20 protein-coding genes are annotated in these 25,957 nt (G+C 51.5%); 8 read left to right on the forward strand and 12 right to left on the reverse strand.

Going from position 1 to position 25,957, the window contains the following annotated elements:
* Nucleotides 1–49: 49 nt before the first annotated feature.
* A complete protein-coding gene (locus J4E70_RS12660) occupies nucleotides 50–1,585 on the forward strand; it encodes a PAS domain S-box protein (protein ID WP_213889914.1) in 1,536 nt (511 codons plus the stop codon).
* Nucleotides 1,586–1,588: 3 nt separating this feature from the next.
* Here the strand turns inward: J4E70_RS12660 and J4E70_RS12665 are convergent, their stop codons facing one another.
* On the reverse strand, nucleotides 1,589–2,344 hold the full coding sequence (locus J4E70_RS12665) for a response regulator (protein WP_246531739.1): 756 nt from the start codon (nucleotides 2,342–2,344) through the stop codon (nucleotides 1,589–1,591).
* Between the two features lie 157 nt (nucleotides 2,345–2,501).
* Between J4E70_RS12665 and J4E70_RS12670 the strand changes: the two genes are divergently transcribed.
* Nucleotides 2,502–3,182: a helix-turn-helix domain-containing protein gene (locus tag J4E70_RS12670; RefSeq protein ID WP_213889915.1), complete on the forward strand. Its 681-nt coding sequence runs from the start codon at nucleotides 2,502–2,504 to the stop codon at nucleotides 3,180–3,182.
* A 40-nt stretch (nucleotides 3,183–3,222) separates the two neighbouring features.
* On the opposite strand, the gene J4E70_RS12675 is transcribed toward J4E70_RS12670, so the two are convergent.
* Complete coding sequence (locus tag J4E70_RS12675; RefSeq protein WP_213889916.1) at nucleotides 3,223–3,660, reverse strand: DUF2267 domain-containing protein; 438 nt, start codon at nucleotides 3,658–3,660, stop codon at nucleotides 3,223–3,225.
* A gap of 297 nt (nucleotides 3,661–3,957) precedes the next feature.
* Here J4E70_RS12675 and J4E70_RS12680 point away from each other — a divergent pair, with 297 nt between their 5' ends.
* Nucleotides 3,958–5,835 carry a heavy metal translocating P-type ATPase gene (locus J4E70_RS12680; protein ID WP_213889918.1) on the forward strand — a complete coding sequence of 626 codons (1,878 nt, stop codon included), beginning with the start codon at nucleotides 3,958–3,960 and terminating at the stop codon, nucleotides 5,833–5,835.
* A gap of 1 nt (nucleotide 5,836) precedes the next feature.
* Here J4E70_RS12680 and J4E70_RS12685 read toward each other — a convergent pair whose 3' ends face one another.
* The gene (locus J4E70_RS12685; protein WP_213889919.1) at nucleotides 5,837–6,511 is read right to left on the reverse strand and encodes a phosphoribosyltransferase; all 675 of its coding nucleotides are present in this window, start codon (nucleotides 6,509–6,511) and stop codon (nucleotides 5,837–5,839) included.
* A 176-nt stretch (nucleotides 6,512–6,687) separates the two neighbouring features.
* On the opposite strand from J4E70_RS12685, the gene J4E70_RS12690 reads away from it, so the two are divergent.
* The 4 genes from J4E70_RS12690 (at nucleotide 6,688) to J4E70_RS12705 (ending at nucleotide 12,336) form a co-directional block, all read left to right on the forward strand.
* The gene (locus tag J4E70_RS12690) at nucleotides 6,688–7,635 is read left to right on the forward strand and encodes a 1-phosphofructokinase family hexose kinase (RefSeq protein ID WP_213889920.1); all 948 of its coding nucleotides are present in this window, start codon (nucleotides 6,688–6,690) and stop codon (nucleotides 7,633–7,635) included.
* Nucleotides 7,636–7,769: 134 nt separating this feature from the next.
* Nucleotides 7,770–10,232, forward strand: a complete 2,463-nt coding sequence (locus J4E70_RS12695; RefSeq protein ID WP_246531740.1) for a Lon protease family protein — start codon at nucleotides 7,770–7,772, stop codon at nucleotides 10,230–10,232.
* Entirely contained in the window at nucleotides 10,229–11,044 is an 816-nt protein-coding gene (locus tag J4E70_RS12700) for a hypothetical protein (RefSeq protein WP_213889923.1), read from the forward strand. Before J4E70_RS12695 ends, J4E70_RS12700 begins: the two co-directional genes overlap by 4 nt.
* A 23-nt stretch (nucleotides 11,045–11,067) precedes the next feature.
* A complete protein-coding gene (locus J4E70_RS12705) occupies nucleotides 11,068–12,336 on the forward strand; it encodes an APC family permease (RefSeq protein ID WP_246531741.1) in 1,269 nt (422 codons plus the stop codon).
* Nucleotides 12,337–12,359: 23 nt separating this feature from the next.
* Here J4E70_RS12705 and J4E70_RS12710 read toward each other — a convergent pair whose 3' ends face one another.
* From J4E70_RS12710 to J4E70_RS12745, 8 genes are all read right to left on the reverse strand, one after another.
* Entirely contained in the window at nucleotides 12,360–13,358 is a 999-nt protein-coding gene (locus J4E70_RS12710) for an ABC transporter ATP-binding protein (protein ID WP_213889925.1), read from the reverse strand.
* On the reverse strand, nucleotides 13,355–14,353 hold the full coding sequence (locus J4E70_RS12715) for an ABC transporter ATP-binding protein (protein ID WP_213889926.1): 999 nt from the start codon (nucleotides 14,351–14,353) through the stop codon (nucleotides 13,355–13,357). The genes J4E70_RS12710 and J4E70_RS12715 overlap by 4 nt, the downstream gene beginning before the upstream one ends.
* Nucleotides 14,350–15,546: an ABC transporter permease gene (locus tag J4E70_RS12720; RefSeq protein WP_213889928.1), complete on the reverse strand. Its 1,197-nt coding sequence runs from the start codon at nucleotides 15,544–15,546 to the stop codon at nucleotides 14,350–14,352. Before J4E70_RS12720 ends, J4E70_RS12715 begins: the two co-directional genes overlap by 4 nt.
* 5 nt (nucleotides 15,547–15,551) lie before the next feature.
* Complete coding sequence (locus J4E70_RS12725) at nucleotides 15,552–16,556, reverse strand: ABC transporter permease (RefSeq protein ID WP_213889929.1); 1,005 nt, start codon at nucleotides 16,554–16,556, stop codon at nucleotides 15,552–15,554.
* Between the two features lie 110 nt (nucleotides 16,557–16,666).
* Nucleotides 16,667–18,709, reverse strand: a complete 2,043-nt coding sequence (locus tag J4E70_RS12730) for an ABC transporter substrate-binding protein (protein ID WP_213889930.1) — start codon at nucleotides 18,707–18,709, stop codon at nucleotides 16,667–16,669.
* Nucleotides 18,710–19,084: 375 nt separating this feature from the next.
* Nucleotides 19,085–20,764, reverse strand: coding sequence for a Na/Pi cotransporter family protein (locus tag J4E70_RS12735; protein ID WP_213889932.1), 1,680 nt, complete (start codon nucleotides 20,762–20,764; stop codon nucleotides 19,085–19,087).
* A gap of 4 nt (nucleotides 20,765–20,768) precedes the next feature.
* Complete coding sequence (locus J4E70_RS12740) at nucleotides 20,769–21,536, reverse strand: inositol monophosphatase family protein (RefSeq protein WP_213889934.1); 768 nt, start codon at nucleotides 21,534–21,536, stop codon at nucleotides 20,769–20,771.
* Nucleotides 21,533–22,351, reverse strand: a complete 819-nt coding sequence (locus J4E70_RS12745) for a DeoR/GlpR family DNA-binding transcription regulator (protein ID WP_213889935.1) — start codon at nucleotides 22,349–22,351, stop codon at nucleotides 21,533–21,535. Before J4E70_RS12745 ends, J4E70_RS12740 begins: the two co-directional genes overlap by 4 nt.
* A gap of 103 nt (nucleotides 22,352–22,454) precedes the next feature.
* Between J4E70_RS12745 and J4E70_RS12750 the strand changes: the two genes are divergently transcribed.
* A complete protein-coding gene (locus tag J4E70_RS12750; protein ID WP_343229466.1) occupies nucleotides 22,455–23,984 on the forward strand; it encodes a sulfatase-like hydrolase/transferase in 1,530 nt (509 codons plus the stop codon).
* Nucleotides 23,985–24,652: 668 nt separating this feature from the next.
* On the opposite strand, the gene J4E70_RS12755 is transcribed toward J4E70_RS12750, so the two are convergent.
* Nucleotides 24,653–25,954 (reverse strand): NAD(P)/FAD-dependent oxidoreductase, encoded by a 1,302-nt coding sequence (locus tag J4E70_RS12755; RefSeq protein ID WP_213889936.1) that lies wholly within the window; start codon nucleotides 25,952–25,954, stop codon nucleotides 24,653–24,655.
* Between the last annotated feature and the right edge of the window lie 3 nt (nucleotides 25,955–25,957).

A 25,957-nucleotide genomic window follows, 5' to 3' on the forward strand; every position in this document is an offset into this window, starting at 1 on the left:
TGTTTTAAGTTATTGACCTTTGCACCCTTAAGCGTGCCATATTCTGTGCATGACCAATGTCACTGCCAAGAATGAGGCGCTGCTGGATGCCCTGCTAAATGCAGCCGTCGATGCAATAATCGTTTCCGATGAAACGGGAAACATTATTCGTTCAAACCCTGCAGCAAGCAAGATGTTCGGATATGAGCCTGACGAAATTCTGGGGTTAAATGTTAGATCTCTCATGCCCGATAAGATGGCGGCCAAACACGGCGATTTCTTGCAGCGCTATCTCGAGACAAGAGAAACCTCCATCATTGGTGTCGGTCGCGACCTCGAGGGGCAAAAGAAAGATGGTTCCATTTTCCCGGTGCATCTTTCCATCGGGAGCGCAGAAGTCGGAAGGCAGGTTTTTTTTGTCGGTGTCCTGCACGACCTCACTGAACGGAAAAACGCCGAAACTGCGCTTAACCGGTCACAGAGACTGGAAGCAATCGGTCAGTTAACGGGCGGCGTCGCACATGATTTCAACAATTTGCTGACTGTTGTCATCGGCAACCTCGAACTGCTTGAACCTACGCTGAGAACAAAAGAACAGTCGGAGTTACTAAATGATGCGCTAGAGTCTGCCGAACATGGCGCTGATCTTATTCACCGTCTTCTGGCCTTTGCCCGAAGAAGCCCGCTCGCCCCGGTACCGGTCGATATTAGCGTATTCGTCGATCGCGTCGGTAAAATTTTAGCCCGGACAATAAGCGCACGATACGATTTAAACATCGTTCCAAGCCCAAATATTTGGCATGTGCATGCTGATCCTGCGCAACTGCAAACAGCAATCCTTAACCTCGCGCTCAATGCGCAGGACGCAATGCCAGATGGTGGCAAGCTGGTGATTGAAACGTCCAATATTGTGATCGATGACGCCTTTATGGCGAAAGAGATTGAAATTGAAATGGGCAGATACGTACGGCTCTCCGTCACTGACACGGGGCATGGGATGAGCCAGGCAGAATTGGGCCAGGCCTTTGAACCTTTCTTTACCACAAAACCCGCCCGCAAAGGAACGGGCCTTGGCTTGTCTATGGTTTACGGTTTTGTAAAGCAATCCGGTGGTCATGTCGCACTTTACAGCGAGCCGGGTCAGGGAACTACGGTCAACCTTTATCTTCCAGCGTCAGATGGCGACGCGGTGAAAGTCGATGATCTCACAAAAGTTTCTGTCGCGGGCAACGGCCAAACCATTTTGGCGGTCGAAGATAATCCGGCGATCCAACAGATATCCCTGTTGCGCCTTGAAGCACTGAATTACAACGTCATCGGTGCCGCTGATGCCGCCGAAGCCTTGGAATTTTTGGCTGACAGATCAGACATCGATCTGATGTTCACCGATCTCGTAATGCCAGGTGACATGACAGGATATGATCTCGCCAAGACCGTGCATGAAAAATGGCCAAGAATCAAAATTCTTCTGACTTCGGGCTATGCCGAAGACCTGCTAAATGGTGGCACACTTTCCAAAAGTGGATTTCGCCTGTTACGCAAACCCTACCGCCAAGCGGATATCGCCGCGGAAATCCACGCATTGCTTTCTGAAGATCAGAGTTAATATCTAGCCGCGCTCCACATCGGTGGCAAAGATATATCCAATTCCGCGAACGGTTTTAATGAGCATTGGATTGGCAGGCTCTCGTTCAAGTTTTTTTCTAAGCCGGGCGACCTGATTGTCGATTGTCCGATCCAATGGAGTCCATTCAATTCCATTCAACTGATCCATAATGTGTTCGCGTGACAAAACACGTTTAGGGTGTTTCAAAAATATCTGGAGCAAATTAAAATCACCAGTCGTGAGTTCTGCTACGTTTCCGTCACGGTCAAGCAACTCAAACCGTTCAGTATTCGCAACCAGTCCATCAAAGCGAAAGCTGGTACTTTCAGTATTCCGGGACACTTGGTTATCAGACGCGCCAGCAGATGGCTGCGCCCGCGCATCCGTTCTCCGCAGAACGGTTTTGACACGGGCCAGAACTTCGCGAACGTGAAATGGTTTCGTGATGTAGTCGTCTGCGCCAACCTCAAGCCCGACGACCCGGTCAATAACATCCCCCTTGCCAGTCAGCATAATTATCGGAACATCTGAACGCCGTCGAATCGACTGCGCAATGGTAACACCGCTTTCGTGGCCAAGGTTCAGATCAAGTGTTATGAGCCGGATATCATTCTGCTCAAGCGCAGAAATTACATCCCGTTCTGTTTCAGCCTCAAGAACAATATAGCCGTCACCTTCCAGGCAACGGTGCAATAACTTGCGAACGCTTCGGTCATCATCCACAACCAAAATCAATGGGTTGCTACCGTCGCGCTTCAAATTAATACCCCCATTTGTTGAGTCTAATTCTTAGAGTATGAGTGATATTGTTTCGATTACAATAGCGGACACATTCATACAAAGTAATACATTCAACAAATAACCCCTGCGACAAAGTACCGATAATTTGAGCGGTGGCAACATATAGGGGGTTAACATGTATGTCACAGTGCCAAATGAATTTTTCCCACAGGCCGGAAAACCGATCTATCGTCAAAGGCAGAGCGACAAACAATCCCGGGTGAAAGAACGGGCCCTTATCACTGGCCAGACCCTCTTTAGAGAGGGCGACAGAGCCGACTATGTGTATGAGGTTGTCAGCGGGGTCATGCGTTTAACCCGGGTGTTGGAAAACGGTCAAAGACAAGTGATATCGTTCGGCTACCCCGGTGACGTGATCGGGTTCCCCCGAAACGGCCGCTACCACACTGAATGCGATGTTATCTCGGCCGGCACGGTCAAAATGTACCGTCGCGATGCGCTTCACAGTTGCGCCACCGACGTCGCGCTGCACAAGTTTCTGACCGAATCTGCACTTGAAGAAATTGCCTTGATGCAGGATCATTTCCTGATGCTCGGACGAAAAACGGCAAAAGAAAAACTTGCGTCTTTTCTGATCGCACTGATGAACCGTGCAGGAACACCTTTAGGGCAATACAAAAAGATCAAGCTGCCAATGAGCCGGTCTGATATCGCAGATTTTTTAGGTCTGACAACCGAAACCGTAAGCAGGACTGTATCGGAATTCCGGCATAAAAACATTATTGCGCTGGATGATGCGCATACTGTGATCGTGTTAGAAGAGGACGAATTGCTAAAAATCGCCTATAGTAACTGATTGGCACAAACCATTCTGATCGACCAAAATCTCACTAGCTTCAAATTTTGGTCGACGGCCAGAATTCGCGGATCGCTTCTGGCAGAGACGCACGAATATCTTCAATCTCGCCGCTTGAAAGCCGTGCGTTAAGAAAGCGCAGCACCGTCCTTATGTCCTCTGAACCTCGATATTCCGTTACATTCGAAACTTCTGCATCAATCTCGGCAAGAAATGCGTCAAGGTGACGGTCCTTGCCTTTGGTGGGTGATGGGTTCCAGCCTTCATAAAACATACCCCGTATCAGCAAGGGCAGCTGTGCTGTGAACTGGGCGATCTCATCGTGGCTCAGATAGTCGCGGAACGTGCGCATCGTAACACGCAGCAGTCTAAGCGCATCTTTGTGGCTGCTCCAATCCAAGCGTTCGCAAAGTTCGTTGATCCATTCATGTGTCAAATGGACCGTGTGTTCGATAACTTCCAAGCCCTTTGCAGTCATGTTATTCCCCTGGTTACAGCGTAATTGTCCGAACAAGTATTTCAACAAACGACATTTTTCGCGCTCTGTATATGTCGAAATCCTGTAAAGCGATTGTAGAGAAACAATTTTCTGCTGGCTTGATCCGTATCAATTTTTTACGAAAATTGTACTGGTAGCTTTAAAGTTGATCGTCCTCAGTCAAACCGTTCGCGGCCAAATCTGCAGAAGTTTTGAAATGTTGAACGCCCCATCAAGAACTATCTGTCGCACTCCGCGCTTAGGGACGCATAAGTTTGCGTTCGATAGAAGCGCTCAATGACGCCTCAAAAAGCTATAAATATACTCCGCTCAGGTTTTGTGGCGATCCCGTTGTTGGGTCTGATCCTGGGTCTTGCCGCGCTTTGGTATGGAAACGCTACCGCCGCCTCTGTTCTATGGGTCGCGGCAACCTTGCCAGTTCTGGCAAAACTATGCGCAGAGATATGGGTCAGCCTGCACAGGGGCGACTATGGTCTCGACATAATTGCAGCCCTGTCGATGACAGCCGCTCTGGTTTTTGGGGAACACCTGGCCGCTGCGGTTGTGGCGCTGATGTATGCGGGTGGGCAGTATCTTGACGCCTATGCAGCGCACCGTGCCCGGCGCGAAATGACAGCGCTACTCTCTCGTGTCCCGCGCACCGCATTGCGTCACCTTAATGGAGAACTGGAAGAAGTTGCTCTTGATGACGTCATCCCGGGCGACCGCCTTTTGGTGCGGAACGGAGATATCGTTCCCACGGACGGAACAGTTTCAGAGGGTGTTGCAGTACTGGACCAAGCCGCCCTGACCGGAGAGTCCCTTCCCGCACGGCATTCCGTTGGTGACGCTGTCATGAGCGGCGTAACCAACGTTGGTGATCCCTTCGATATTGTCACCACACGAAAAGCAGCTGACAGTACATATGCAGGTATTGTGCGTCTCGTTGAGCAAGCCCAAAAAAGCAAAGCGCCCATGACGCGGCTTGCTGACCGGTTTGCGATCTATTTCCTGTTCGCAACGCTCGCAATTGCGGGTGCGGCCTGGGGCCTCTCGGATGATCCGATACGCGCTGTCGCCGTGCTTGTGGTGGCAACGCCCTGCCCGCTTATTCTTGCTGTCCCTGTTGCCTTGGTTTCGGGGCTTTCGCGCGCGGCAAGCCACGGCATTTTGATAAAGGGCACCAAAGTTCTGGAGCTCATGTCGCAGGTTCAGACTTTTGTTCTGGACAAGACCGGAACGCTGACCGACGGCAAGGCGCATATTGTGGCCACCTCCGCCACGACAGAGATGGGCGCGCAGGAAATGCTTCGCATTGCCGCCTCGCTTGACCAGACATCGAAACACACAATCGCCCAGACGCTTGTCGCAGAGGCACGAAATCAGGGTTTGAACCTTTCAATACCAAAATCTGTCAAAGAAACGGCCGGGGAAGGCATGGAAGGCAATGTTGACGGGCGCCAGGTTATCTTGGGCGGCCGCGCCTTTGTGGCAAATAAAATTGGTCTCGATCCATCAAATCTTACGAATTCGCACGAAACACCCGGTGCGATCAGCGTGGCGATGGCGGTAGATAGTCAGTGGGTTGGTGAATTGATATTTGCCGATGGCCTGCGCGACGGTACTGACGCTTTTTTGAAGAACATCAGGGATTTCGGTGTTCGCCGCATCGTTCTGGCGACCGGAGACAGACGTGATGTTGCCAAAGAGGTTGTTGATGGCCTTGATTTTGATTCCATCAATGCCGAATTGACGCCGGAACAGAAAATCAGAGTCGTGCTGGTAGAGCGCAAAAATGGCCCGGTCATGATGATCGGGGACGGTGTGAACGATGCGCCCGCCCTTTCAGCCGCGGATATCGGTGTTGCAATGGGTGCCCGTGGTGCCGCGGCATCAGCCGAAGCTGCTGATGTCGTTTTGCTGGTTGACCGGCTTGATCGCATTCATTCGGCCCTAAAGATCGCACGCCGTTCCAGAAATATAGCACTACAAAGTGTTTATGCAGGCATTGGGCTGTCATTGCTTGGCATGTTTGCTGCCGCCTTTGGTCATATCACCCCTGTTCAGGGCGCTCTTTTGCAGGAAGTGATTGATGTGGTTGTCATTCTGAATGCACTACGCGCACTGCAGGGGAACTCAATAACTGAACAAAAGCAACCGTTCGCGGCTCCCTAGATCAGGCACCACTTTTGCGACCTTCTGAAAACTGTTCCATTATCGCAATAACCTCTGCGTCACTGACTTGAGGAAAGCTGTGATAATAGGCCCCTACAGACATAAAACTGCCGGGCGTCATAAGGCAGATCATTTCATCAGCCAACGGCTTGAACGCTTCGATCGTGCCAGGCGGTGCGACGGGAAGCGCAAGGATTAAGCGTGCGGCGTTCTTTTGTCTGAGCGCTTTTAATGCAGCGCGAAGTGTAGCACCGGTCGCGACACCATCATCGACAACGACCAGTGTTTTTCCTTTTAGGGATGGGCGAGGCCGCCCCCCAAGGTAGAGTTCCTTGCGACGCTCGATTTCAGGCAACAGTGCAGCACCCATCGCCTTGATATCCGTCTTGCTTAACTCGAAAGCCCGCGCAATCCGTTCGTTCACTTCGATCATTGGCTGATCGCCATCGACAATGGCCCCAACAGCAAGCTCGGGCTGGCCCGGCGCGCCAATTTTACGTACGAAAGCCAAATCAAGGGGCAGATCAAAGGCCCGGCAAATTTCCGCAGCCACAGGCACACCGCCGCGCGGCAACGCGATGACCACAGTTTCTTTTGGATCAGGCGTTGGCAGCGCTTCGGCCAAAAGCGCGCCAGCATCCGCCCTGTTGTTGTACATATTCCTTCGCCAGGTCATGTCTTACACCTTGTTCGCCTGCCCCCAATTGAATTCTGTGTCAGGCAACCGATGGGGGTTTGCGTTACTGATCTAGTCTACAGCCAATCGCCGTTTCTTCGATTGATCCTGATCAAAGAGCGGGCCATTCGCACAATCTATCAATGATCTAGCTTACAGGTGCTATATGAGGTCACATGTCAAAAATTCTGACCATCACCCTGAATCCTGCGGTGGACATTTCCACATCGGTCGAACGCGTTGTTGCAGGGCCAAAACTGCGATGCGCCACGCCCAGGGTCGACGCAGGTGGTGGTGGTATCAATATCTCCCGCGCAACTCAGATACTGGGCGGGTCAAGCACCGCCTTTGTCGCGACTGCCGGGCGAACCGGGGCAACCCTGCTTTGCTTGCTGGAAGAACTCGGCGTTACTGTTCTGCCTTTCGACGGACCCGGAGAAACCCGCCAAAGCATTATGATCACGGATGACAGCACAGAGGCACAGTACCGTTTTGTCCTACCCGGGCCAGTTTGGGCAAAAGAAGAAACGGCCCGCGCGCTATCCGAAATTAAAGAGGCGGCACCGAAATATCGCTATATTGTTCTTAGTGGAAGCATGCCACCCGGCACGCCTGATGATATCGTTTCAACCCTAGCAGATATTGCAAACAATGCAGGTGCAAAACTGTTAGTAGACACCTCCGGCGCAGCCCTTAAACAGACCGTATCAGCGCCAAAGCACAAGCCGTATCTGGTAAGACTAAACCAACGTGAAGCAGAAAATGTATCTGGCCGATCTCTTGTAAATGAACGCGATTATATTGCGTTTGCCGCTGACCGTGTCGCAGCGGGTGTCGCGAACGTCATTATTGTCGGGCGCGGGCGCGACGGTTCTGTTCTGGTGAGCAAAGACGAATGTTTGACTTGTACGGCTGCAGAGGTCGCCATCAAAAGCCGAACGGGTGCGGGCGACAGTTTTCTCGCGGCACTGACGCTTAGCCTGTCACGTGGTGAGCCGCATGCCATTGCTTTCCAATGGGGCGTCGCTGCAGCCTCTTCCGCCCTTACAACAGACGCGACAGCGCTTTGCACTAAAGCAAGCACTGAACGTTTGCGCGCAGAATGCGACATCGCACGTATTTAGAACTAATTGTCTGAACAGAAGCCGAATTTTTCGCCTTGCGAAGCAAACACGCGAAATATTCGTTTTGACGCAAGTCAATGCTATGATCCTGACTGACCTTCATAGTCAGTTCATAGAATAGTGGGATGATGGTTATGTCCAAAGCGAAACCAAGCAGACGCAATATGCCCTTGCCCCTAGAGGTGGGAGAGTTGCGGCGCGAGTGCGACCCTTCTGCCTTTACCTTTAAGACAACCAAAGAATTGAAAGACATCCAAGGGTTAATCGGACAAGAACGCGCGATGGACGCGTTGCGACTGTCAGCGCGGATATCCCACAGGGACTTTAACTTATTTGTTCTTGGTCCTTCAGGAACCGGACGCCACCGCGCTGTTGAAAAACTATTGGGGGAACAAGCCGAAAAACGCCCCATTCCTTGCGACTGGGCCTACGTCAACAACTTTGACGCACCGCACAAGCCTCATGCGCTGCGACTTCCTGCGGGCATGGCTGAGCAATTGAAATCTGCGATGGAAGAACTTGTAGACGATATGGCGGTCGAAATCCCTGCCCTCTTTGAATCAGAAGATTACCAAACCCAACGCCGTTCAATTGAACAGGAGTTCGGCGAAAGACATGAAACCGCATTTTCGGATTTTGTGGATCACGCAAAAGAACAGAGCGTTGCGGTACTGCGCACGCCAGTCGGGTTTGCATTGGCCGCCATAAAAGATGGCGAGATTATAAAGCCCGAAGTTTTTGAGAAACTCAGCCAAAACGATCAAGATGCGATAACGTCAAAAATAGAAACCCTGCAGGAAGAACTGTCTGCCGTTCTAAAAACCTTCCCGGCTCTTGAAAAAGAACACCGGCGGCGGTTGGAAAGACTGCACGCCGAACTGGCGGAACAGGCTGTTGCAGGACAAATCAAACAGGTACAGCAAAAATTTTTGGGTGTCGAACCAATCAAAGAGTACCTCGAGGCGGTTCGCGGCGACATGGTCACCAATGCAGAATTGTTTCTTCAGGTTCGCCAGGGTGGCGATCAGGGCCCCTTCCCGCAGGCGATATTGAAATTCCACCGGGAACCAATTTTCCAACGTTATGCCGTCAATGTCATGGTTTCGCACAATGGCAACAAAGGCGAAGGCGCACCGCTGGAAAAAGAAAGCCTTCCCACTTTGGGGAACCTGACCGGTCGGATCGAACATGTGTCTGACATGGGTGCGCTTATGACCAACTTTACCCTGATCAAACCCGGCGCGCTTCACCGTGCAAACGGGGGGTATCTGGTCATGGATGCCCGTCGGTTGCTGAGCGAACCTTTCGCATGGGATGCCCTTAAGCGGTGTTTGGACAACAAAGCGATCTCAATCACTTCAATGTCAGAACGGCTTAGCCTTGTTTCTACAACGTCACTTGAACCAGATCCAATTCCGCTGGATGTGCGCATCGTGTTGATTGGTGATCGCTATCTTCATGCGCTTTTGGTTATGTTTGACCCAGATTTCAGCGCTTTGTTCAAAGTTCAGGCCGATTTTGAACAAGATGTGGAACGCACTCCGAAAACGCTTCAGCTTTTCGCCCGCTTGATTGCTGCATCTGCGCGACATGACGGCTTGCGCCCGCTGACAGCTACCGCAGTTGCCCGTCTGCTGGATGAAGCGGTCAGGATGGCCGAGGATAGCAAGCGGCTATCGCTCAAGCTTGGCGCATTGGCTGATATTCTACGTGAGGCAGAATATTATGCAGGCGAAGCAAAGCGCGACACCATCGACAAAACAGACGTTGAACAAGCGATCAACCAGGCAGAATATCGCGCGTCGCGCATCCGCGATCGCAGCCAGGAAATGATCACACGCAACACGATCCTTATCAAAACCAGCGGTAAGGACGTCGGGCAGATAAACGGCCTTTCTGTTATCGACCTTGGCACGCATCGCTTCGGCCGCCCCTCGCGCATTACGGCGCGTGTGCGCGTTGGTGCCGGTAAAGTCGTTGATATTGAGCGCGAAGTCGAACTTGGTGGCCCGCTTCATTCCAAGGGCGTTTTCATACTATCGGGCTATCTGGCCACCCACTACGCGCTGGATGTACCGATGTCTTTACAGGCCAGTATTGTATTTGAACAAAGCTATGGCGGTGTCGACGGGGACAGTGCGTCATCAGCAGAGCTTTATGCGCTTTTGTCTGCCTTGTCAGGGGTTCCGATTTTACAAAGTTTCGCAGTCACCGGGTCCGTGAACCAAGCCGGGGAAGTTCAGGCGATTGGTGGCGTAAATGAAAAGATCGAGGGGTTCTTTGACATTTGCAAAACCCGGCGGTTGACGGGTCATCAAGGCGTTCTGATACCCGAGGCAAATGTTGACCATCTTATGCTTCGGCCCGACGTTGTCGACGCCGCGCGCAAGGGTAAATTCCGGATTATACCTGTCGAGACAATTGATCAGGGTCTGGAACTTGCAACCGGGGTCGAAGCCGGAAAAAGGGGCCGCAACGGGCGTTTCCCTGATGGCTCGGTCAATGCCTTTGTTGAAAGCCGCATGTACGAGTTCGCTCAGCTCCGTAAAAACTTTGCGCGTTCCGGAAAAAACGGCCCGAACGGGGAAGAGTCATGAACAAGAGCAAAGACAAAGAAACCACTGGTTGCATAATTGTGGGGGCGAGTTGCTATGCAGATGCGACACCTGCCCTGAACCTCGCCGCAATGCTTGCGCCGCTTACGAAGGCGGACATCAGGGGTATTCTTGTTGAAGAAGACCAGTTGCTGAGTATTGCGCAGTTCCCGACCTCACGCATTGTATCCCCTGCCGGAGAACGAATAGTTACACCTTCACTGCAACAAATGCTGACGGTTTTAGCCGGCGATGCCCGTGCTTTTGAAAAAGCAGTTTCTGATCTTGCGCGCGCGAGCTTTCGAAGCTGGACGTTCGAACGGTTTAGGGGCGAAATGCTAAGCCATTTGCGCGCAACAACAGGTAGCCACGACATTCTGTTGATTGGCCACCAAACCGTCCATCAGTACATTGGAGACGTCGTGCTTGTTCATCAGCCGGGACGTGACTACAAAGCGGCCTTCAGTCTGGCGAGACACCTATCAAACGATCTGAAAAAACCGTTGTTTATTGCTGCGATTGCCACCGACCAGCATGAGTATTCAGCAGCAATCCGCGAACAACGCGAAATGTTGCAAGACGCCCACCAACGGGGATCATCCGGCGAAATTTTTGACACGAAATCAGACTTGCTCACACGGCTTTCCCATTTCAACGCGGCAACGGTTGTTATCGACATCGATGCCGGTCCGTTTCAAACTAACGAAGAACTTCAGGATTTTCTGGATAAAGCACGTTGCCCGGTCGTGGTGGTTGGGGCGCATGCGGGCTCTCACACGCTCGAATATAGCACGGTCATTCCCGAGACTCGTTGAATCTAACCGAAAGCAGTTTCAAATTGACGCAAGACGTGCATCCCAAAAAAAGCGATCTTAACACACGATCACCCGCACCAGAAAAACAGGAACTGCTGCGTGCAATATCGCTGCCTTTGCTTGTTTTGTATGGTCTTGGGGTTACCATTGGTGCTGGCATCTATGTGCTGATCGGCGCAACCGTTGCGCAAGCAGGCATCTATGCCCCCAGTTCGTTTCTGATTGCTGCTTTTGTGATGGCGTTTAGCGCAGGCAGTTTTGCTGAACTAACCGGAAGATTTCCCAAAAGCGCAGGCGAAGCCATCTATGTGGACGCAGCTTTTGGCAAACCGTGGCTGACCCGCGTAACGGGTGGGTTTGTGATCTTGTCCGCTATCGTGGCTGCTGCGGCGATCACCCTTGGAGGCACGGGATATGTTTTGGCAATTCTGGATCTTCCGCAACCATTGGTCGTCATTGCAATTGTTGTTCTTATGGGAACGGTCGCGGGTTGGGGGGTGCTGGAATCTGTGACATTTGCAGCCGTTTTTACGGTTCTGGAAATTATAGGCCTGCTCATCATTATCATAGCTGGCATCTGGGCCCATCCGGATATCCCGCAAAGACTTCCCGAAGTCTTTCCACCTTTAAGCAACCCTGCGGCGATGAGTGCCGCTTTCACGACAAGCCTGATCGCTTTCTTTGCCTTCATCGGTTTTGACGATGTCGTTAATCTGGTGGAAGAAACCAAAGACCCGATCAAAAAGATGCCACGGGCGATCATACTGACGCTTTTGATTGTCACGTTAGTTTATTTTTCTGTGGCGACGGTTGCTGTAATGACAATTCCACATCAGGCTCTTGCGACCACTGGGGCGCCAATCAGTCTTATGTTCGAACAGCTTACAGGTTTGTCGCCGTTGGCTATCTCTCTGATTGCCATTGTTGCGACACTGAATGGGATTGTCATTCAGATTATCATGGCGTCACGGGTACTTTACGGGCTTGGAAATGCAGGGCGAATTCCGGAATTCTTTGGGAGTGTGAACGCTTCAACCCACACACCGTTGGTTTCGACATTCATTGTTTCGTCATTGGTTCTTGTGCTGGCGCTTTTCTTTCCGATTAGTCGGCTTGCAGAACTGACAACGCAGATCATTCTGGTGGTTTTTACTTTGGTGAATCTGTCGCTAGCCACCATCAAGTTTAGAAAAGCCAAAGCCCCGGACGGTGTTTTCATTGTTCCGGTTTGGATTCCCGTATTGGGATTTTTATCCTGCATAGCACTGCTGGCAGGGCCCTTCATCCTATAGCCAGACACAGGGCCAGGTTTCAGTTAATCCATCAGATCTTGCCAATGATGGCAGGCAACTTCATGTTCACCGCTGGAATGTTCCAATTTCGGTTCTTCTTTGCGGCAGATATCTGTTGCGTAAGGGCAGCGCGTCTGGAACTTACAACCCGGCGGAGGGTTTGTCGGTGACGGAATCTCTCCCTCCAGCTTTTGCGCGATGTTCGGAGCATCCGGGTCAAGCGACGGTATCGCAGATAGCAAAGCTTTTGTGTACGGGTGGCGTGGTGCGGCAAAGAGCTCTCGTGTCGGGGCGGACTCGACAAGCCTGCCCAGATACATCACCGCCACATGATCGCAAATATGGGCAACAACACTAAGATCATGACTGATGAACATAAAGGTTAGACCCATCTCTTGCTGGATCTCTTTCAAAAGGTTCAGAACATCAGCCTGAATTGAAACATCAAGGGCCGCAACGCTTTCATCTGCCACAACAAAGCGTGGGCCGGAAACAAGCGCCCGGGCAATCGAAATACGCTGCCGTTGCCCACCCGAAAACGCGTGTGGGAAACGGCGAAGATGTTCAAGGTTCAGACGGCATTTCGCAGCAATTTCGCGCACGCGTTCATCTGTTTCTTCGCGCGAGGACGTCAGCCCCATAACCTCAAGCGGCTCTGCGATAATATCCCGCACCGTCATCCGCGGGCTAAGCGCAGCGTATGGATCCTGAAAAATCAACTGCGCACGCGAGCGGTAGTCTTTCAGCGCTTTGCCATCAATTTTCGTCAGGTCGTGCTGAACTTCACCATCGTTGTATTGAACCGATCCGCGCGAAATTGGCGCCGCCTTTAGCAACGCGCGCCCAAGCGTTGTTTTACCGGAACCGGATTCGCCAACCAAACCAAAGAAACTGCCTTTTTCGATGTCCAGATTGACACCTTCAACAGCGCGAACAACCACAGCGGGCCCAAAGAGCCCACCGCCACGAATGGGAAAGTGAACTGAAAGGTCACGGGCTTCAATCAGAAGGTCGTCACTCATTTTGCAGCTCCCTCGTTAAACAAATGGCAAGCCACACGGTGACTATCGGCAACCGTTGTGAAATCTGGCAAGTCGCGGCTGCAAACTGCCCCAAGATTAGCTGAACAACGCGTGTTAAAAACACAGCCTGATGGGCGGTCAAGCGGGGAGGGAATATCCCCCGGAACCGGGGTCAGCGGTCTGTCGAGGTCATCAAGGCTTGGCAGCGCTGCCAGCAAGCCCTTGGTATAGGGGTGTGCCGGTCTGCGAATAACATCGCGCACAGTCCCCTGCTCTACGATTCGACTGAGGTACATCACAGCAACGGAATCTGCCGTTTGCGCAATAACGCCCAGATCGTGGGTAATAAAGACGATGCCCATGCCAAATTCGGTGACGAGATCCTTCATCAGGTCAATGACCTGCGCCTGAATGGTTACGTCCAGTGCGGTTGTCGGCTCATCCGCGATCAGCAGTTTCGGCCTAGTCGAAAGCGCCATCGCAATCATCGCCCGTTGGCGCATGCCACCAGAGAGTTCAAAGGCGTATTGCTTGAAACGCGTTGAGGCGTCAGATATCCCAACACGGTCCAGCATCTCGATTGAGACTTCTTTAGCGCGTTTAGCATTCATATCCGTATGAATTTGCAACTGTTCGACCATTTGATCGCCAATTGAAATCGCGGGTGCAAAGCTCGCCATCGGTTCCTGAAAGATCATCGAAATTGCACCACCACGCACAACACGCAAGTCTTTCGAACTTTTCAGCGTCATAATGTCAACCGGGCCGTCATCAAGATGCAAAACGATCTTTGTGCGTTCGTCATAGACTGCGTTTGATGCGTTAAGCTTCATCAGTGATTTTGCCGTGACTGATTTTCCTGAGCCGCTTTCGCCGACAAGACCCATGACTTCGCCGGCTTCCAGCGTGAAAGACACGTTATCGACGGCAGTGATCAAACCCTCATCCGTTTTGAATTTAAGGGTCAGGTTTTCTACATCAAGAAGGCGCGTCATTTATGGGAATCCGAATAGGGATCGGCGGCATCTCTCAGTCCGTCTCCGACGAACACAAAGGCCAACACGAGCGTTATGAAGAAGATCACAGGAATAAAGTACCACTGGTAGTTCAGCAGAACATCTGCACTGGTTACGTTCTGCAGCATCACGCCAAGCGAGTTTACCGGGTCTTTAAGCCCAAGCCCGATAAAGCTGAGCGCGGTTTCAGACAGAACCATGTAAGGAAATGAAATCACCAGATCCACGATGATATAGCTGGTAAAGCTTGGCAGCAGGTGCCGCCGGATCACGTGGCTTGATGACGCCCCGCAAAGCTGCGCGGCCAGCACATATTCCTGACTTCGTTCCGTCAAAAGGTGCGTTCGTATTCGTCGGGCCAGTGTTGGCCAGCCGATCAAACCAAGAACCATCGAAATGAACAGGAACCGCGTTTCGGCGCTCCATACATCCGGAATAAAGGCGGCTAGGGCCATGAACAGCGGAATACTCGGGATTGTCCGAACCGTATCGGTAATCATCTGCAGGCTGGAGTCAAGGAAACCGCCGTAATACCCAGAGATTCCACCAATCACCAATGCCATGATAAAGGCAATAAACACCCCGATTGTACCAACTGCCATTGAGGTATTAATAGCTGTCAGCGTTCGGGAATAAATATCCTTGCCGGTCGAGTCCGTACCAAAGATATGGATCATGCCTTTGTCGACACCAAACAAATGAGTGTTGAATGTGAAACCGGGAATTCTAAAATCAAGCGCTTCACCAGGCAAATTGATGTCAAAAGACAGATACGTGTATTCCGATCCTTCAACAAAGAACTCGAGATACCGACGGCCCTCAAGTTCTGTGTTCACGATGGTCACCCAGCGAAAACTGGTTTCGATCGATCTGGTTCTTTCAGAACTATAGATAAACGGGCGCAATGAGCAGCCGTTGTCATCACAGAAACTGGGAATCTGCGGTGCCCCATTTAGATAGTCTTTATCCCGCCCGGAAATCGTCGCGTCATAGGGTGTAAGGAAAGGTGCAAATATGCCTGACAGGATAAGAATAATCAAAACCCACGCACCAAAAAGGGCGGACTTGTTCTTTTTGAACCTTTGCCAGATAAGCTGCCCCTGAGACGCGGTAAAATACGCCTCTTTTAGTTTCTGGTCGGTGGATGCCTGGTTGTTCGAAGTATCGGTCATATCATTTACCCCACAATACTGCGGCGAACCCGCGGGTCAGTAAGCGCCAGAATTATATCAGTCAAAAAGTTGATCGCGACGATACTGCCCGTCAGCATGAAAATAATCGCACCCGCAAGCTGTTGGTCGTTAGACCGCGCAAGCGCCTCGATCAAAAGCGACCCGGCCTCGGTCAGCGTCAGGATCAGGGCAACAATAGGCAACTCATTGAAAATTCTATTCAGATCAAAACCCAAGGAATTGATGATCGGACTGAGTGCGTGGCGAGCTGGATAACGCATCAGTAATCGTCGTCCTGAAACCCCTCGGGCCTCTGCGGCCGTGACATAGAGCTTGCCAATCTCGTCAGACATCAAGGCTCGCACTGTCTGGATCGCGAACGCAGTTGCTGACCAGCCCAGAATAAAGATCGGAAGCCAAGCATGGCCAAGAAAATCCATGACCCGTTCATAGGACCATTCGGCATCCCGGAATTCTTTTGAGAATAGCCCGGTCAAGCTATCCCCGAACATTACTGTCGAAAACAGCATCACCATCAGCGCCAGCAAGAAATTCGGTAAAGCCAGTCCCAGATAGCTGACAAGGCGCAAGCTGTTGTTCAAAACACGGTTGTTGGACGTTGCCGAGATAATCCCGACAGGAATAGCGATGATATAAGCAACCATCAAAGACGTGAGGCAAAGCCCGAGGCTTAGCCAGAATTTCTGACCCAGAAGCTGGCTGATGTTCAGGCGCAAAATACAGCTGTCGCCAAATTCACCTTGAAATGCGTTGATAATCCAAACACCCCAGCGCTGGACATATGGTTTGTTAAGGCCAAGTCGGATGCGCTCTGCTTCAATATCTGCAATCGAGATTACGGCGCCCTGGGAGTTTTTAAATGCAACATACCGCTCGGCGCAATCGCCGGGGACCAGTTCCATCAGGGTAAAGACGATAAAGGAAACCAATATCAGAGTTAATATCGCCAGCGAGGCTCGAATTGCTACGAACTTTGAGAATTGAAGCATTATGGTTCTTACGCCCCCGCGATATTGGAAAAGCTCTTTGGCTCATTTTATTTTTGAACTGCGGGCAATCGAAACTGCCCGCAGTTAGTTTTTGTCTTCAGAAGACTACTTTATTCGTCAAAATACCACTGCGTCGCGCGGTACGGATAGGTCCGATAGTACGCGTACGATTGGGTTTGGAATTCTGCGAAGTTCTTCAGGGTGTTTGAGTGATAGATCGGTGCGACCGCTTTTACAGTCCCGATGAACAACTGGCTTTCTGCCATCGTTCTAGCGAGCCTGAGGCCAATCTCGTTCGATTCATCGGACCCTGCAATTGCAGACTGGAACGCGTTGATATCGTCCATCATTCCGTAAACATAGTCGGGTGGTTTGATACCTGCAGCACCGTCAGAGTCGATGTATTCGCCCCAGAGCATTGCAGATCTCAGGTTGAAATAGTTGTCAAACGGCGGGATGAACAGCTCTGAAATACCAAGGATAACCGCGAGTGGTTGGCCTTTTGCATACATAGTCACATCAAGCTGGTTCGAAGATTGCGCCGAACGATACTCGTCCGTCGTAACTTCTTTCACCGTGTTATCAATGCCGACGTCTTTCCAGTTTTGTCCCACAAGTTCTACCAATTTGACAGAGATAGCTTGGGTCGCAACTTGCAGGTTCAGAACGAGCCGGTCGCCATTTGGCAATTCGCGCATTCCGTCGCCATCCACATCAACCATACCGATTTCATCCAGCAGGGCGTTTGCGGCATCCGGATCGAATTGAGCTAGGTATTGCTCAACCTCTTCTGGAACAAACGAAGGTGTTGGCGAGAAAGCAATATACTGCTGAGGACGACCAAGACCAAAATAAACGACTTCGTTAATCTCATCACGGTTAATCGCCAAAGACATAGCTTGGCGGAACTTCAGGTTACCAAACGCTTCGCGCTTGCCTTCATCGGCAGAGGTTACGTTGAAAGCAAAGGTTGCCAGGGCGATCTCTGGTTTCAGATCAACCGAGAAGTTACCTGTTTCCTGATTTTCAAGAAGCAATGGTGCATAATCAAGGTTTAGCGCCTGAGATTTATAGTCAACTTCTGCGTTGACCAGTTTCAGAAGGCGAACTTCGCTTTCACCAACAAAAAGCTCGTCCTGCTCGTTGATATAAGGAAGCTGGTTACCTGCAGTGTCAACCTGGAAGAAATACGGGTTGGCAACCAGATGGCGACCTTCCGTTGTTTCAGAAATCAGGATGTGACTTTCCAAAGTTGGTGTCGTGTCTGCTGGCATCCCGGCAACCTTGTCAGGATGTGACAACATAGGTGTCGGTGTATCCATCCAGTCAGAACTACCATAGTAAGCGGCGATCGCTTCATATCCGGTCTCAAAACCAAGAGCTTGCGCGTTTGCATCTGCGTTCGGATCAACCGCTGGGTGGAACTGGCCAAGGAAATGCTTGGGCTGGAAGCCCTGCGCATAGTGGTTCGCAAAATGCGAAAGCAAACCAGGCTTTGGCGCTGGCAGGTTAAACCGGACAGTTGTTGCGTCAACCGCGTCCACTGTCATTGGCTCGCCACCAACAAGAACATAATCTTTCGGGCTTGCGATCACATTTGTATCAAGCGCCAGATTTTCATACCAGAACTCAACATCTTCGGCGGTGAATGGTGCACCATCTGACCATTTGTGACCTTCGCGCAAAAAGAATGTCAGCTGCGTGAAGTCTTCATTCCATTCCCAGCCTTTGGCAACGTTTGGAACAATGGTTTCAAGGTCGTCAGAGTAACGAACAAGGTTCACGTGGCGCACAGACATAAAGTCTGATGTTCCGGACTCTGTTGCATTCGACAGAGCATCCAGTGTGCCACCATAAGAACCGATTGCATCGTAAGGTGCTACAACCAGTGGCTCAGCCGGAAGGCGATCTGCAAGGGCCGGAAGGTCACCGTTACCGCGAATGCGGGCGTTCATAGCCTCAATGTCGGGGTTCGCAGAGAACTCCATTTCGCAGTTCGCCAGCGACTGGAACTCTGAAAGTTCATATTGCTGCGGGAACGCGCCAGGGGCGACTCCCATCATGTCCGCGACTGTCACCGCCGGGCACGAGGCAGCAGATGCCCCGGTCGCCAGCGCAAGCAGCGCGACTCCAGAATAAAAAAGCGATTTCATATTTTTTTCTCTCCGTTGTTGTTCAAACCGGACTGACTTGCCAGTCCGGGTGTCTTGTTTCGACATCATTTATTTACTCAACTTGTACCCATTGAGTTGGCTCTTGGCCTATCTGAGTATCCTCACCAATCCTCTGTTTTAGAAGATTCATATGTCAACTAGCACAAACACGTAGCAGCTATGGCTAACTCGAGCGAGACTGAACTTAAGCCTTTGAGCTGTCAATGATCTTTCAAAACCCTCCTCTGTAATTTCACACGTTTGTCATATTGGGCGGCAACAAGGCCGGGCGATAGCACGGTTGCTCCGACTGGATTGATCGGAGCAAATTCCATTGTGAAACATGTTCGTGCCTTCGTTTGGCGTGCTGTGTTTTTAAATTTCGGCATCAGCATCATCCAATGTTTCGATAAGGCGGGTTTCGAGCAGTTGGCCGTTACGGTAGAGCAGCGGGTAAGCAACCGCAGAACACTGACTGTTCAAATCTTTGAGGCCGCGCAGCGTTTCAAGATGAACATCACTTGATTCGAAGCTAACGGCACCGCCTTCAGACAATCGCTTCAAATGGCGCTTTCGGCTTTTGCTTTCGACACGCGCAATTTCAGCCTTTTCAGCAATAAGCAGACGCGCGCTTTCCAGATCATCCGAGACCAGAACGTTTGAGGCGAGACGCATGTTAGAGATCACACATTCATGCATTGAAACGAGCTCTGACCACCCCGCCTTTGAAAACCGCAGCTCTTTCTTTGCAACCTCCCGTGCGAGCGGAAGCAAACGCTTCGCAACAGTATCCCCCGCCATACCAAGATTTATCGCGTAGTCAGCCAGCTCGCGTGCGAGTTTAACATCAAGCTTGCTCATGTTTTCCGTCGACATCTCTGCGACGTAGCGACGGACACCCGTCCTGGTTTTGTTTACCTGTTGGTCAAGCGCAATAAGTTCAGAAATACGTCGGCTGTCACCGCTTTCGTAAACCTCCATCACCGGATGCGCCATTCGTTCAACAAGTTCGCTCATTCTAAGAATTTCGCGCTTGAGGCTGGCAAGCGCCAGGCGCGGATTGTCCAGAACGGTTCTGTCGAGGGCGCTTATCGGCTCTGCTAGTGTTATTCCGGCTTCCGCCACTTCATCTGGAAAATATATCTCGGCGACGCCACCCATCTTACGTACGAATGGTAAAGCCAAAAGCAGAAGCGACAGGTTGAAAGCGATATGTGTATTGATCAATGTTTGAGCCGGGCCCATCATTGATAAGTAGGTTGTGACTGGGAGCAGATTCACCAAAAAAAGTGTGACGAGCGCCCAACTGCCGCGCAGCAGGAAGTTTGCAAAAGGAACGCGCCGTGCAAGCGGGCTCATCCCGCGTGACAACCATATAGGAATGATTGCTGACCCAAGGTTTGCGCCCAGGACCAATGAAATACCCGCCTCAAGCGGAATAGCCCCGATTGCAACAAGCGTGACACACATCAGGATCGTTGCGACGCTGGAATGCATTACAAAAGCAAGTGCGGCACCCACAAGAAACGCTGTCAGATAATCGCGTGCAAGGTACTCGGCGATAGCAGGAAGAAAGTCACTTTCCCGGATCGGGTCCATCGCCTCGCGCAGAAACCGCAACGAGATCAGAATAAACGCGATTCCCATTACGATACGGCCGTATTGGCGAAGCCTGCGCTGATCGCTGTTTACAAAGAGCCACCCCCCAGCAGCCAAAAGAAGCGGGACCAGCCAATCAAGTCGAAAGCTGAGGATCTGAATGATAAGAGCCGAACCAAGATCGCCCCCCAAAACAACGGCCAGTCCGGTTCCAAAACTCAAAACGCCACTCGCTGAAAAACCAGCAACCAAAAGCGCAACCGCAGCAGAAGATTGCAAAACGACAGCAAGCCCCAACCCGGCAGACGAAGCACCCAGTAAGCCTTCTCTTTCGGTTAGAATACGTTGGAAAGATGCGCCAAAACCGCGCTCAATCCCTGTTCTGACCATTCGCACAGCAAACAGCAGCAACATCGTCGCCCCGGCAAGATTTATGAGAAACCCGAGTATGGCCATGTTTCTATTCGCTTACCAACTTAAGAAGTTCTGCGTGAAGTTCGGGCGTCGCAGCGGCAACAACCCTGCCCTCAGAGTTCATCGTCATGGAATCGCCTTGCCAGTCTGTGATGATCCCGCCTGCAGCCTCGATCAGCGCGGTAACGGGCAAATGGTCATAAGGTTCCAGACCAAAATCGACCAGGGCATCAATGTAGCCCGCAGCCAAAAGTGCATGGGGATAACAATCATACGACATACGTCGCGTTTGCCCAGCATTCATCAGCCGATCAAAAACATCCGGCAGCGCTTTGTAAATTCGCTCTCCTTCATTGATGTAAAGGATAGCCTTGTTCAGGTCCGTCTGTTCGGAAACCCGTATGGGTTTGCCGTTCAGCGTTGCTCCCTGGCCTTTTGCTCCGGCAAAAATTTCCCCGGTCGCAGGCATACCAACAACCCCCATGTCCGGAACTCCATCAACAAGATGCCCCAGAAGAAAGCCAAACAAGGGATGCCCCGACAGGAATGAACGCGTTCCGTCAATGGGATCTACAATCCACATTTTCGAGCGGCCTTCGCCTTCAACACCGAATTCTTCACCAAAAATACCATGGTTCGGAAATTTTTCAGAAATCACACGCCGAACGGCTGTTTCGACTGCTTTGTCAGCCTGCGTAACCGGGCTTTCATCAGCTTTAAATTCAATTCCAAGCTTGCCCCGAAAATGACGGAGCGCTTCGGCGCCAGCTGTCTCAGCAATTGAAATTGCGTCCGAAATGGTTGGCGCTTTCATGGCTGTTCTACTTTCTCGTTTGCGATACGCACTTCAACGCCCCATTTCGCCAAAACCGCAGCGAGCTTTTCGTCAGGTGGCGCATCGGTAACCAGGTGGGTAACTGTTTCAGGCGGGCACACTACCACGGGGGCACGTGCCCCAAACTTTGTCGATCCGGCCGCAAACACAACTTTATCTGCCTGACCGCTCGCAACTCTTGTTAAGCCAGCTTCTGCGGGATTCATTACCATAAATCCAAATTCGGATGAAATCGCATTCGCCCCGAATATTGCCAGATCATAGGTGAACTGTCGCACGTAAGCTTCTGTTTCACTTCCAAAAGTTCCTCTTTCACTCGGTTCCACCTCGCCACCCGCCAGGAAAACGCGGTTGTCATTGTGGTTCGCCAGCGCCTGCGTGACTGATATGGAGTTTGTCACAACCATCAGGTTGCGACGCAGCCGAAGCTGCTCAGCCACATAAGTTGTAGTGCTGCCAACGTTCAGAAAAAGCGTCATGTCATCACTGACCATATCGGCGACAGCATTCGCAATTCTGGATTTTTCCTTGGGGTTTTGCCCAAGGCTTCCAGAAAAAACCGGGGCTTCATCATTTCCGCGCAGATAGGTTCCACCATGCACACGCTCGACTCTACCCGCTTTGTCGAGCGCCTTAACCAGTCTGCGTACCGTTTCCTCGGACACACCCATCACCTGGGAAATCTGCGCATTTCTGGCCGAGCCGCCTAACCGTTGCAAGACGTTCAAAAGCTCGTGGCCTCTGTGGGTTATTGTGTTTTTTTCGTGCGCTACGACAGCTTGATTCCGTGTCATTGGGCGGAAAACACCACATATATCCACATTTGTCCAGAATAATGGTTGAAAATGACCGAATATAATCATTTGGTTTTATCAAATTGCTGGAAGGGGATTCGGCGTGTCAGACCAGAAAAACGTCATGTTCATTATTATCGACCAATTGCGTGCGGATGCACTGTTTGGCGAATTGGCAAACCATGTCGACCTGCCGAACCTGCGCGCCCTGATGGGCGAAGCTGTAACCTTTAAACGCAATTATTCTGTGACAAACCCCTGCGGCCCATCCCGTGTTTCCATTTTGACTGGGCAATATGCGATGAACCACCGAAGCGTACGAAACGGCACACCGCTTCGACATGACACGCCCAACCTTGCCACAGAGGCGCGCAAGGCAGGCTATATGCCGATGTTGTTTGGTTATACCGACACATCACAGGACCCGCGGGCCTACCCGCCCAATGATCCGGCGCTGAAAACTTACGAACACTCGATGTATGGGTTTTACGAGGTTGTCGAAATGCGGCTGGATGAATCTTATCCGTGGCGCGCGGATCTGATTGCCAAAGGATATGATGTTCCGGACTATTCGGAACATTACGTTCCCGCTGCCCCCGAAGGACGCGCGCGCCGTATAGATGACCCGGCCTTTTACAAAGCTGAAGACAGTGACACGGCCTTTCTGACAAAGGCCTGCCTGACAAAGCTTGCTGCGCGGAAAAAGGAAAGCTGGTTCAGCCATCTGACCTATATACGCCCACATCCACCGCTTGTTGCCCCTGCACCATACAACCGGATGTATGACCCGAAATCCCTGCCCCGGCCCGCACGCTTGGATAGCGCAGCGTCAGAGCGGGAAATTCACCCCTTTTTCGCCCCAGCACATGCCCATCAGCCAGCAGAGAGCTTTGTAAAAGGCTTTCCTGATCTGAAAGCAGATGACGATGATATCCAGACGCTTCGTGCGGTCTATCTTGGGCTGGCAACCGAAGTCGATTTGCATATCGGTCGTGTCATCACCTTTCTGAAGGATACCGGCCAGTACGACAATACGCTGCTGGTTGTAACTGCGGACCACGGTGAAATGCTGGGCGATCGGTTTAGTTGGGGCAAGATGTCGGTCTATGATGCGGCCTATCACACACCGCTTATCGTCCGCGATCCGCTCAACCCCCAAATGCATGGGGCAGAAGTCAGTAAACCAACCGAGACGATTGATATCACTCCCACAATTCTGGATTGGATGGGGCAAGATATTCCGAGCTCGATGGATGGGTCATCACTCACTCCGTTCCTGAGTGGCGGCAACACGGAGAATTGGCCGGATTACAGCTATTCAGAGCTTGATTTTGCAAACCCGGTTTCACCGACAATCTGGCAGCAGGAACTTGGGCTGGGGCCAAGTTCAGCGAACCTCGCGATCTTGCGTGGGCCACGTTACTCGCTGGTGCATTTTAACGGCGGCCTTCCCCCGTTGTTGTTTGACAAAGACGGCGAAGGAGAATTCCGCAATCTGGCGGCAGAGCCTGAAATGACGCCAATCGTTTTGGACATGACCCGGAAATTGCTGGATCACCGAATGGAAAACGCGGACCAAACCCTTGCAACGACCATGATCACAGCCAAGGGCCCTGTCAGGGGTAGCCGATAGTTCAGGGGGCGAAGTCACGAGTTTGATCCAATTTTGGTTGAAAGTCTCTCAGTAAAAAAGGCTGGAACGAACCAAATAGAGGGTGTGTATTGAGGTTAGGAACCCGCTATTCCCAATGAGAACCGTCGTAGAGATGTTTAGAAGAATAATGGAAATGTAAGCCATCCTCGCAAAGGGAACCACAAATGCACGGTATCCATTGAGCAAAAGCATGGAACAAATTGCGATCAGAAATGTGAGAGTGGAGTGAATTTCAATTGGCGCCAAAAGCTGCGCTTCACGCAACAGAACGGATATACCAACGTTAATTGTTAGAAAAATAACGATTTCCCTAAAAATGGGATTCTCTTTAATTTTCACAGTTTGAATTCTCCACACGACCAACGTGCTCATTCTTCAACGGGTTTATATTCGACATTTACCTGGCAATTTCTGCTCAAAATTGTTGAAAACTAGAGAATGGATAGCGTTTTTGTTGATTTCAGCCCCCGCTGAGACGTCAAAGTTCATAAACTTCAAGACGACGTGTACCCAAAGTTTTAAGTGAGTTACGTTGAGATACCAAACTGGGGGTTTAGGGGCGAAGTTTCTTTTCTCTAAAATTTTATTCGTCGGTGATCCATGGCACTGCAGCACGGCCAAGGGTCCTGCCTGAAGAGGCCGCTAAATCAAAGCTTGTCGCGCAGGGAAAACCACAGCATCGCCAGCACCAGCAAAGGCGAGCGTAGCGCGGCCCCACCCGGAAACCGCGGGGTTGGCACATTCGCCATAAGGTCGAACTTTTCAGCCTGCCCGGCAATTGCCTCTGCCGCAATCTTCCCACCCAAAGTTGCCATCGCGACCCCGTGACCGGAATAGCCACTGGCCGAAAGGATATTCCCACGAAGCCGTTCAAAATGCGGCATCCGGTTCATCGTTATGCCAAGTGTACCGCCCCAGGCATAATCAATGCGGATATCTTTAAGTTGCGGGTAAATCTCTGACATCGGTTTACGCACCAGCCCGGCAATGTCCTTTGGGAAACGATAACCGTAGGACTCTCCGCCACCAAACAACATCCGCCGATCTTCGGACAGGCGAAAATAGTTGATGACAAACTTTGAATCGGCAACGGCATAGTTGTTCCGGATCAGTGCCTCGGCATCTGCTTCGCTCATCGGCTCAGTTGCCGCGATAAAGTTGTTGATCGGCATCACACGGGCCGCGACCCTGCCTTGCAGGTGGCCAAGATAGCCGTTGCAGGCCAGAACAACGTAGTCCGCTGTAATCTCAGCGTTTTGAGTAGTGACTTTCGCGGGTTCAGCCTCTGTCAGCCCCGTCACTTTGGACCGCTCAAAGATGCGCACGCCTTTTTCTGCCGCAAGTTTTGCAAGACCAAAGGCGAACCGCAACGGGTGTGTATGGCCACCGCCCATATCAAGTGTTCCCCCGTGGTATGCAGGAGAGCCAACAAGATGGCGCATTTCTTCGCGGTCAATAGATCGAATGAGGTCGTAGCCGTATTCGTTTCTCAGCTTTTCGGCGTAGGAATGGTTTTCAGGAACAAGCCGCGAGCGGTGATCGGCATGGATGATGCCGTCCACAAATCCGCAATCCATGTCATGCGTTTTTATGAGATCACGCACCAGTTGGACGGACTCAAGGCCAATATCCCAAAGTTCGCGGGCAGTCTCTTTTCCGACCATTTTTTCAAGCGCGTCCTGTTCGACGCGCTGCCCGGTGCCAACCTGTCCGCCATTGCGCCCCGAGGCCCCAAAGCCAACCCGGTGCGCGTCAAGCAGAATGACATCATAGCCCTTGTCCGCCAGTATAACTGCAGCCGAAAGCCCGGTGAAACCCGCACCAACGACACAAACGTTACAAGCCAGTGCCCCTTCCGCAGCCGGAAAGGGCGCAGGTCCCTTGGCCGTTGCTGCGTACCACGACGAAGGATACTCGCCGACGCGGTCGTTGGATGTCAGAATGTCCACGCC

The organism is Pseudohalocynthiibacter aestuariivivens (assembly GCF_018457175.1).
In the GTDB taxonomy this organism is placed as follows: domain Bacteria; phylum Pseudomonadota; class Alphaproteobacteria; order Rhodobacterales; family Rhodobacteraceae; genus Pseudohalocynthiibacter; species Pseudohalocynthiibacter aestuariivivens.